Genomic DNA, 9,189 nt, shown 5'->3' with positions numbered 1-9,189 from the left:
CGGGCGACAAGGAGCAGAAGTCGGCCAGCCAGCGATTGTGCGCACGCAAGCCGGCCCAACGCAGCTCGAGCTCCCGGGCGGTCTCCGGCGGCGGCGCCGCCAGGCTCGCCTGGGGAAAGAACGGCGGCACGGTATTGGGGTAAATGACCTCGCCCGCGACGCCTTCCCGATCCAGATCAGAGTTGCGCCGATTGCTGTTCCAGTTGCGCTCGGCGTCGGGCTCCGTGAGGTCGCCGAAAGGGTTGACGTATGTCTTTGCCCAGCCGTCGAATTCGTCCCGGTACTGCGGATCGAGGTACTCGCGGTAGTCGAGCAGGTCCGCGCCGGCGTGGCAGTCGGCCGAAATCACGGTGTACCGCTCCATGGGCTACACCCGCGCCGGCTCGGGCCCGGGGGCGGCGAGCAGTGCCACGTCGTCGTAGCGCTGGTGCACATAGGGCAGCAGCCATTCCTGTGGTACTTGCGTTGCGATCCGGCCCACCTGGACAGTGCGCCTGCGGCACCAGGTGATCGACGTGATCTGGCGAATCAGGATGTCGGCCACCGGATCCAGGGGCGAGTCTCCCAGCTCGAGGGTGCCGTCGATGTTCTCCAGCAGCTCGTAGTGTCGGTGGTACTCGCCGTAGACCAGGTGGGGGTCGGTGATGCCGCTGCCGTCGGGGGCGCGGAGGAACTTGAAGTAGAACTCGGTGTTCACCTGGTCGGGCGGTGGGGCCGCCGGGCCGGTGACCTGACCGTTCACTCTGATGAGCTGGTAGCCCAGCCGGTCAACGGTGGCGGTGACGTGGTCTTTGTCGCGCTCAACCTCGATGTGGGCCAATTTCTTTGGCTCGCCGAATGTTTCGCGTCCGCCCGTGACCGACTGTTCGGTGGACTGGGGCATGAAGAGGGGATAGTCGCCGTGGAGCTCGCCGTGCCGGGCGGTCACCGAAAACACTGCCGACCCGAACGGCGGCCTACCCTCGATCCGGACCCGCTGAAGCTGAACACGCACCAACGGCTCGGCCGTCGGCTCCAGTGGCTTGGGCAGCACGGCCGCGATGATCTCCGGATCGGTGAGGTAGGTGACGGTCACCGCTTCGGTGGCGATGGGCGCCTTGGTGGCGTCGATCTCGTGATCGACTTGTGCCTCGGGTGGACGAGGACCGTAGCGAATCACGTTGGTGCTCAATGCTTTCCTCCTTCGGTAGCCGGCTGTCTCTCGGCGCTCTGGCCGAGAACGTCGACCAGGTAGTCGGGGGCGCTGCGATGAAGGATCGATGCCGCCTTGCGGCTCACGACGTCCTCGGCGGGCGTGGGCGGACCCATCATCCAGAAGCGGTCCGCCCGGATTCCCTCCACCACTTGGTCGGCGACCGTCTCGAGCGGAGTGAACTCAACACGTGCGCCGGCGGCCTGGAAGCGGGCGACAACATCTGCCAGAGTGTGCTCGGGTGTGCGACGTTGCTGGGTCGCGGCGTAGCGCTGCGGCCGGTGCCGCCACGACTCCCAGATTCCGGTGTTCAGAAAGCCACTGGGGAAAAGGACGTGGGCCCGCACCCGCGTCCCTGTCATCTCCAGGTGGGTGTAGAGGCTTTCGGTCAGGCAGAGCACGGCAGCCTTGGTCATCGGGTAGACCGCATTGGCCGGTCCGCCCATAGCGCCCCGAGCAATTGGCGCGAATCCGCCGTTGCCCGAGCAGGTGTTGACGACATGCCCTTCGCCCTGCTCGAGCAGGATGGGCACGAAGGCCTTGATGCCATGGATCACGCCCAGCACATTGACGTCGATGCCCCAGCGCCAGTCGACCAGGTCGTGCTCCCACATGTAGCCCTCGGAGACCGCGCCGGTGCCGGCGTTGTTGCACACCACGTGCACCGCGCCGAAGCGAGCAAGCGTCTCCTTGGCGAGCGACTCGACCGAGGAATAGTCGGTGACGTCGGTGACCACGCCGGCAACATCGATGCACTCGTCGGCGAGTGCTCCGGTTGCCTGGTCCAGTGGTTCTTTGAGGACATCGGCCAGCACCACTTTCATGCCCTCGCGGCCGAAACGCCTGCCCATGGCTTGGCCGATGCCGCCGGCTCCGCCGGTTACGACCGCCACTCTGCCCTGAAGGTCAGTCATTGTGTGGCAATGGTCACATGGTCGCGCACAGCACCGCAAGCGGTCACATCATGCGACCATTGGGCCTATGGCTCCGCGTCCCTCGCCTCAGACCGAGCGGGTGGTGAACCTGTTCGAGCATCTGGCGGGTGACGGGAGCCGGGGGATGACATTGGCCGAGGTGTCGCGGCACTTGAGCGTCCATAAGGCCAGCTGCCACTCGATGCTGTCCGAACTGCTCCGGGCAGGCTGGCTGCTGCGCGACCCGGTTCGCAAGACCTACCACCTCGGTCCCGCTCTGGTGCGGCTCGGGCGGGAGGCGGCGAGCCGCTATCCGGCGCTGGTGTTGGCCCGCTCTGCGATGGCCGAGCTATCGGCCGCGACAGGCGCGCACTGTATTGCCTTCTCAGTCAGCGATGACTGCTCCACGGTCGTCGATCAGGTCCGCAGCCCTCATGGCGGTGGTCACCCGATGCCCATCGGCACCCAGTTCCCCCACCGCCCGCCATATGGATCGTCGATCGTTGCCTGGGCCGGACCAGATGCTCGGCAGCGCTGGCTGGCCGCCCTCCCTGAAGATGTGCGTGATCGCTATCGCCTGGCTTTGGCCGCCGCTCGACAGCGCGGCTACACGGTGGGTCTGCACATCCTGCCCGACCTGCGCCTGCAGGAACTGGCGCAGATCGTGCGTAGCGCGGAGGTACGTTCCACGCGGCTGAGCCAGCTAGCACAGGCGTTGACTGACGAACTGATCCATACTGAAGAGTGGTTCCCGGTCAGCGTGGACCCAGACCGCACCTACGAGGTGAGCCACATAGACTCGCCGATCCTGGAGCGCGGGTCACGTATCGCCCTGATGCTCAGCCTGGTTCCCAGCGCTGAGCCGATGAGCGGCGCGGCAGTCACCCGTCTGGGCGACCGACTCGCTTCGGCGACCCGCCGGCTCAGCGCCGCGTTGGCCGAAGAGTCGCACCTCCCAGTGGGTCGAAGCGATACGTAGAAACCCGTTGTGCCCAAGGCTTATTCAGCGCCGCGTTAGGGCACATCATCGATGTGATGAGCGCCAGGCAGCCGGCGCGCGACACGGGCCGAAGAACTTTCCTTACGGCAATGAGTGCACCGTCGTCAGCACGAACAAAGGCCTCGGTCTCAAATGTGATGGGGTTTGGCAGGATCTCCCGCGATCACGTTGCTTCCGTCGGCAGCACGTGGGGCAGGTCGAAGCGGTGCAGCGCCGCGATGTCCATGAAGGCCACGATGCGACCGACACCCTGCGACCCGAGACTGAGCACGTGCAGGGCATGCAGGCGATACTGTCCGTCAGCGGTCGCCGGGTACAGCGCCACCGCGGGTTGCCCGTTGGCCGACGTGCGTATGACAGGGGTCTTCCCAAAGCCACGCATGCGCGGGCCCAGGAAGGCGGTGATCGCCGCGCTGCCCTGAAACCACGTGAGAAACGGCGGCATCTCGTAGAGCGCGTCCTCGGTCAACACCGCGACCAGTTCGTCAACGTCGGCGTTTTGAAACGCGGCCACATACCGGTCGAGCAGCTCACGCTGTCGCTTGTCAGACGGCTGAACCAGCGAGTCGGTGTCTGCGGGCAGATGCGAGCGCGCCCGCTGTAACGCGCTGTTGACTGCGGCCACGCTCAGATCGAGCAGCGCCGCGACTTCGGCTGCAGACCAACCCAATACCTCGCGCAGAATCAGCACCACGCGCTGCCGCGGCGGCAGAAGCTGCAGCGCGGCCACGAAGGCCAATCGCATCGTTTCACGCGCAGCCACCACGGTGCCCGGGTCGCTCGTTGTGGCGGCCAGCAGCGAATCGGGGGCGGGCTGTAACCACATCAGTTCCGGATCACCGGCTACAACCCGCGCAGTGGGATCGGCGGTCGGCGCATGCAGATCCGACGGCAGCGGGCGGCGCTTGCGGCGCTCGATGGCTTTCACGAAAGCCCGGGTGGCGATGCGATAGAGCCACGTGCGCAGCGACGAGCGCCCTTCGAAACCGTCGTAGGCCCGCCACGCGTCCAAATAGACGTCCTGCACGACTTCTTCGGCGTCGTCGACCGAGCCGAGCATGCGGTAGCCATACGCGATCAGCTCACGCCGAAACGGCTCGGCCAGCCGCGTGAACTCCTCTCCGCTGTCAGTGGTGATGCTCATGACGATCGGGCGCCCCATACGTGTCGTGCCATGGCCATTCGTTGATGTAGCGCTGCCGGCCCAGCGGGGTCAGATTCAGGAACCGGTAGGTGCTCAGCATGACATCAGCACCAACACCGTAGGCCGAATACGTGTGAAGCACCTCGCCTCCATGATGGACGCAGACGCTCACCCCTTGCCGGTCGACACCGTTGGTCGCCACGTACTCCAGTCCCTCGCGCACCACGGTGTCTCGTCCTTAGTAGTTGTCGAGAGGTCAGCGCATCATCTCGCCAAGCTGGCACCGGGGTGGGAGCCGATCAACACCGCGGTATGTGCGATGAGTTTCAGCCACTCGCTTCCTCCATATCAACGAGGGCTCGCTCAGCGAGCCGTGCACAGCAGAGAACCGCTACGAGCTACAGGAGCAGAAATGAACGATTTACTCGAGCGCGCGGTCGCCGCGCATGGTGGCTTAAATCGATGGAATCAGGTCAAGTCGATCACCGTCGACGCGTTTATCACCGGAGCACTCTTCCACGTCAAGGGCAAGCCTGACGCCGTCAAGGACGTTCGATTCGAGGTGGACACCAAACGCCAGTTGCTCTCAATGGACTTCGTCGGCCAAGACAAACGGTCGGTCTTCGAGCCCTCTCGTGTCGTCGTCCAGCGGCGCGACGGCACGCTCATTGACGCGCGCGACGACCCGGAGAGCTTGTTTGACGGTCATCAGCTCGAGACCCCGTGGGATGACGTCCATCTCGCGTACTTCACCGGGGAGGCGCTGTGGACGTATCTGAATACGCCGTTCCTCTACACCTGGCCCGGGTTCACCACTGAGGAGATCGCGCCGGTGGAGGTCGAGGGTGAAACCTGGCGGCGGTTGAAGGTGACGTTCCCAGATCACATCAAAAGCCATACCCGCGAACAGATCTTGTGCTTCGGCCCGGATGGACTGCTGCGCCGTCATGACTTCACCATCGACGTTATCGGCGGGGCGCCCGGGATGCTCTACGCCGCCGACTACCGCGACGTCGACGGCATCATCATCCACACCACGCGACGAGGCTACGCGTGGCATGGCGACTACCAGCGCATCCCCGAGCCCCTGCTGGTCGCTATCGACATGGGGGAGATCACCATCCGCTGACGTCACATCGCGACTATTCCGGGGAATGCATGTTAGTTGCCATTGAACTAAGAGCCCGACACGTTCGAAGCTCAACGCTGATAACGCATCTCGGGAAAAGCTATGCCGCTGAGCGGCGAATGGAGAGAACATCATGTTGTTGGAGAACAAGAATGCCGTCATTTACGGTGCCGCGGGAGCCGTCGGCGCCGCGGTCGGAAGTGCGTTTGCACGCGAAGGCGCACGCGTCTTTTTGACCGGGAGAAATCTCGACGCCCTCAACAGCCTCGCCGAAGAAATCCGGGCCGCCGGCGGAGCGGCCGAAACCGCGCAGGTCGACGCGCTCGACGAGCAGACGGTGAACAGCCACCTCGACGACGTCGTCGATAAGGCCACGACGGTCGATATCTCCTTCAACGCCATCGGGATTCCGCAACACGGTATGCAGGGAATTCCCTTGACCGAGCTCGCGGTGCAGAGTTTCTCACTGCCAATAACCACCTATCCGGTGGCGCACTTCATCACTGCCCGAGCAGCTGCGCGCCACATGATCGCTCAAAAGTCGGGCGTGGTCATGATGCACACGCCGGAGCCCGCCCGCTTGGGGATACCGCTGCTGGGCGGTATGAGTCCATCCTGGGCGGCGATAGAGTCACTCAATCGGGCGTTTTCGGCGGAGTGGGCGCCCTACGGCGTGCGCGCGGTCTGTCTGCGCACGACCGGCATGGACGAGACACCGCAGATCGATGTGGTCTACGGGCTGCACGCCAAGGCGTATGGCATTACCGCGAAGGAATTTGCCGCCACCATGGCCGGAAACAGCCACCGCAAACGGGCAACCACCCTAATCGAACTCGCGCAAGTGGCCGCCTTTGTCGCCTCCGATCGGGCCGCCGCGATGACCGGCACCGTCGCCAACCTGACCGGCGGCACCATCGTCGACTAACTGTTAGATCGAGTTGATTTCACAAGAGAAATGGGGATATGGCGATGACAACACCGCGCATTGTGACGCCGCAGCAGTGGCAGCACGAATGGCAGCGACTGCTCGTCAAAGAAAAGGAGCTGAGCCGCGCCCACGACGCGCTTGCCGCGGAGCGTCGGAGGATGCCCTGGGCCGCCGTGGACAAGCAGTACACCTTCGACGGGCCGAAAGGGACGATGAGCCTGCTGGACCTGTTCGACGGGCGGCGTCAGCTGATCATCTACCGCGCATTCTTCGATCCGGGCGTGCACGGCCAACCGGAAGGCACAGCCGGTGTTGAGCGCGGCCGTGCCTGCGTTGGGTGCTCCATGTTCGCAGACCATGTAAGCCATCTCGCGCACCTCAATGCCCGCGACACCACGTTCGCATTCGCCTCGCGTGCGCCCCAACCCGACATCGCGCGTCTAAAGGAGCGGATGGGCTGGAAAATGCCGTGGTACACCATCACCGATAGCTTTGACGCCGACTTCGGAGTGGACCAGTGGTTCGGCACCAACGCCTTCATCCACGACGACGCCCGAGTGTTCCGCACATATTTCATCACCGGTCGCGGTGGCGAGGCCCTGGGCAACACGTGGGGTTTTCTGGACATGACCGCGCTCGGCCGGCAGGAGAGCTGGGAGGACTCCCCGCCGGGCTACCCGCAGGGGCCGCCGTATGAGTGGTGGAGGCGGCACGACGAATACCACGAGGCCCCAGCAGCACCCGCCGAAGGGTGGAAGGCGCGGTTATGAAACTCGACGACGTCGCACGCCGACTCATCGGTTCCACACCCGCGACATTGGTCACGGTCAATCGCGACGGCGGCCCCTAAGTCAGCGTGGTTTACGCGGTGGTGCAGAGCACTGCGGAAGGCGATGATGAGCCGGTCATCGCGCATCCGCACGAGCACCAGAAGATCCGCAACATCCGGCGTGATCCGCGGGTGGCCGTGACCGTTGTATCCACCGACCGCACGCTGCAGACACCGTATCTGTCGATCAAAGGCACGGCACGCTTGAGGAGGGCTGGCTGGCATGCGCGGCTAGCGCACGTACTTTGTTGTCCCAGTATGGTGCAACGTCGATGACCGTGGTGATTTCCGAGTCGTCGATGGCCATCTCTTCGAGCGGCACCCACGTCGGAGGGCCGACTGGCCGTCATTAGCCGCCGCTTGCTGCAGCCGGCTGATTCGTAGCCGGCCACGGCCAGGCGGCTAGCTCCGACGGGCGAAAGTTGCGATTAGGCGATGACTTCGGCCGTGGGCCAGGCACGGCCGAGCCTGTGATTCGTGGTCAACAGCACCAGACCTGCCGTATCCGCCAGTTCGACGTAAAGGGCATCGGCCAGACGCAAGGTATCGCGTCGCGCCCACGTCCCGGCTAGCAGCGACGGCAGGCCGTGACGAGTCACCGGCGCCTGCCGCAGCTCATCCAGTGCCACATCAACCTGCGCAGCAGTCAGCACGCCGGCGCGCTGCATGCGCCCCAGCGCCGACAACACCTCCGCATCGAAATGCGCCGGAGCATGCATCACCGTTCGCGCCAGCCGCCTACGCACCGCCGCGAACCGATCACCAGTGCGAGCAACCAAATCCACCATCACACTGGCGTCCACGACAACCGGCTCTGCCGGCGTCGAGGACGCGGACTGGCTCACGCGCCAAGCTCATCGCGAGCGGCATCAATCGCAGCCAACACGTCGTCATGCCGAGCATCCGTGTTCCTGGCCTCCAACCCCTCTAGCCACGCATCAGTCGCAGAGTTCTCCAGCTCGGCACTGATCGCCGCCTGCGTCAGCGCCGAAACGTTCAACCCCCGCGCCCGGGCGCGCTCCGCTAACTTATCCGGCACATACACGTTCAACCGCGCCATACACACAACTATACACACAAAAATACGTCTGCTGTGCCGCCACGATGCCCACCCGTCGACCACTGCCTTGGAGGTCTTCGGCCTGTGTGCCGGTGCCGTCGATCAGGTCATCCGTGATCGCAAACGGGCACTCCGGTGCCCGGGTCAGACGTTCGAATGCCACAGTGCGTCCACGAACGGGCATTATCACCGTCACAACCGGCCCGCGCATCAATACGCCGTCCAGCCAGGGCTGCTGTCCGCCTTACCGCGCCATGTTCGCGAACCGTGACAGATGAAGTTGGTGTGCGACGGTGACCGTCTTGGTCGGACCGTTGCGGTGCTTGGCAAGAATCAAGTCCGCCTCGCCGCCGCGCGGGTCGTCACGCTCGAACGCGTCAGGGCGGTGCAGCAAAATAACTAAATCCGAATCTTGCTCCAGGGAACCGGATTCGCGTAGATCAGCTAACATTGGCTTCTTATCGGTGCGCTGCTCGGGACCGCGGTTCAGCTGGCTGATCGCGACAACCGGGACGTCGAGCTCCTTCGCCAAAAGCTTTAGGTTGCGTGAGAATTCGGATACCTCTACCTGCCGCGACTCGAACCTCTTGCCCGACGTCATCAGCTGCAGGTAGTCCACCACAATCAGCCGTAGGTCGGCCTTCTGCCGCAGCCGCCGGGCCTTGGCGCGGATCTCCATCATCGTGAGGTTCGGCGAGTCGTCGATATACAGTGGCGCCTCGCTGATTTCGCTCATCCGCCGCGCCAGCCGCGTCCAGTCGTCGTCGCTCATCCGGCCCGAACGCATATCGGAGAGCTTAATTTTCGCCTCGGCGGAGAGCAGCCGCATGACGATCTCAGATTTGCTCATCTCCAACGAGAAGATCACGCTGGCCATCCGGTGCTTGATGGAGCAGGACCGCAGGAAATCCAACCCCAGCGTCGAGTTGTGCGTCGGCACCATGCCGCGCCCTGCCAGATACAGGTGAGCGGCGTTGTCCACCTCAACGCAGC

12 protein-coding genes and 1 pseudogene are annotated in these 9,189 nt (G+C 64.2%); 5 read left to right on the top strand and 8 right to left on the bottom strand.

Annotation, left to right across the window (positions count from 1 at the left end; genetic code table 11):
• The 3 genes and pseudogenes from VFA16_RS16300 to VFA16_RS16290 all read right to left on the bottom strand — a co-directional run.
• Positions 1–364, bottom strand: a pseudogene (locus tag VFA16_RS16300) (amidohydrolase); the annotation flags it as partial.
• Positions 365–367: 3 nt separating this feature from the next.
• Positions 368–1,171, bottom strand: coding sequence for an acetoacetate decarboxylase family protein (locus VFA16_RS16295; protein WP_324968818.1), 804 nt, complete (start codon positions 1,169–1,171; stop codon positions 368–370).
• Positions 1,168–2,106 (bottom strand): SDR family NAD(P)-dependent oxidoreductase, encoded by a 939-nt coding sequence (locus tag VFA16_RS16290; RefSeq protein WP_324968817.1) that lies wholly within the window; start codon positions 2,104–2,106, stop codon positions 1,168–1,170. Before VFA16_RS16290 ends, VFA16_RS16295 begins: the two co-directional genes overlap by 4 nt.
• 67 nt (positions 2,107–2,173) lie before the next feature.
• On the opposite strand from VFA16_RS16290, the gene VFA16_RS16285 reads away from it, so the two are divergent.
• Positions 2,174–3,085: an IclR family transcriptional regulator gene (locus VFA16_RS16285; protein WP_324968816.1), complete on the top strand. Its 912-nt coding sequence runs from the start codon at positions 2,174–2,176 to the stop codon at positions 3,083–3,085.
• 184 nt (positions 3,086–3,269) lie between these two features.
• On the opposite strand, the gene VFA16_RS16280 is transcribed toward VFA16_RS16285, so the two are convergent.
• Positions 3,270–4,250, bottom strand: coding sequence for a sigma-70 family RNA polymerase sigma factor (locus tag VFA16_RS16280; protein ID WP_324968815.1), 981 nt, complete (start codon positions 4,248–4,250; stop codon positions 3,270–3,272).
• On the bottom strand, positions 4,234–4,476 hold the full coding sequence (locus VFA16_RS16275; protein WP_324968814.1) for a DUF899 family protein: 243 nt from the start codon (positions 4,474–4,476) through the stop codon (positions 4,234–4,236). The genes VFA16_RS16280 and VFA16_RS16275 overlap by 17 nt, the downstream gene beginning before the upstream one ends.
• Before the next feature lie 186 nt (positions 4,477–4,662).
• Between VFA16_RS16275 and VFA16_RS16270 the strand changes: the two genes are divergently transcribed.
• From VFA16_RS16270 to VFA16_RS16255, 4 genes are all read left to right on the top strand, one after another.
• The gene (locus VFA16_RS16270; RefSeq protein ID WP_324968813.1) at positions 4,663–5,379 is read left to right on the top strand and encodes a hypothetical protein; all 717 of its coding nucleotides are present in this window, start codon (positions 4,663–4,665) and stop codon (positions 5,377–5,379) included.
• 133 nt (positions 5,380–5,512) lie between these two features.
• A complete protein-coding gene (locus VFA16_RS16265) occupies positions 5,513–6,304 on the top strand; it encodes an SDR family oxidoreductase (RefSeq protein ID WP_324968812.1) in 792 nt (263 codons plus the stop codon).
• A gap of 44 nt (positions 6,305–6,348) precedes the next feature.
• Positions 6,349–7,077 (top strand): DUF899 domain-containing protein, encoded by a 729-nt coding sequence (locus VFA16_RS16260; protein ID WP_324968811.1) that lies wholly within the window; start codon positions 6,349–6,351, stop codon positions 7,075–7,077.
• A gap of 86 nt (positions 7,078–7,163) precedes the next feature.
• A complete protein-coding gene (locus VFA16_RS16255; protein WP_324968810.1) occupies positions 7,164–7,412 on the top strand; it encodes a pyridoxamine 5'-phosphate oxidase family protein in 249 nt (82 codons plus the stop codon).
• A gap of 152 nt (positions 7,413–7,564) precedes the next feature.
• Here VFA16_RS16255 and VFA16_RS16250 read toward each other — a convergent pair whose 3' ends face one another.
• From VFA16_RS16250 to VFA16_RS16240, 3 genes are all read right to left on the bottom strand, one after another.
• The gene (locus tag VFA16_RS16250; protein ID WP_324968809.1) at positions 7,565–7,981 is read right to left on the bottom strand and encodes a type II toxin-antitoxin system VapC family toxin; all 417 of its coding nucleotides are present in this window, start codon (positions 7,979–7,981) and stop codon (positions 7,565–7,567) included.
• Entirely contained in the window at positions 7,978–8,196 is a 219-nt protein-coding gene (locus VFA16_RS16245; RefSeq protein ID WP_324968808.1) for a type II toxin-antitoxin system CcdA family antitoxin, read from the bottom strand. The genes VFA16_RS16250 and VFA16_RS16245 overlap by 4 nt, the downstream gene beginning before the upstream one ends.
• Before the next feature lie 244 nt (positions 8,197–8,440).
• Positions 8,441–9,189, bottom strand: a 749-nt coding sequence (locus VFA16_RS16240; protein WP_324968807.1) for a DnaB-like helicase C-terminal domain-containing protein, incomplete at its 5' end; no start/stop codon positions are given.

The organism is Mycobacterium sp., assembly GCF_035653355.1.
Taxonomy (GTDB): Bacteria; Actinomycetota; Actinomycetes; order Mycobacteriales; family Mycobacteriaceae; genus Mycobacterium.
This window is presented reverse-complemented; position numbering and strand designations above follow the sequence as displayed.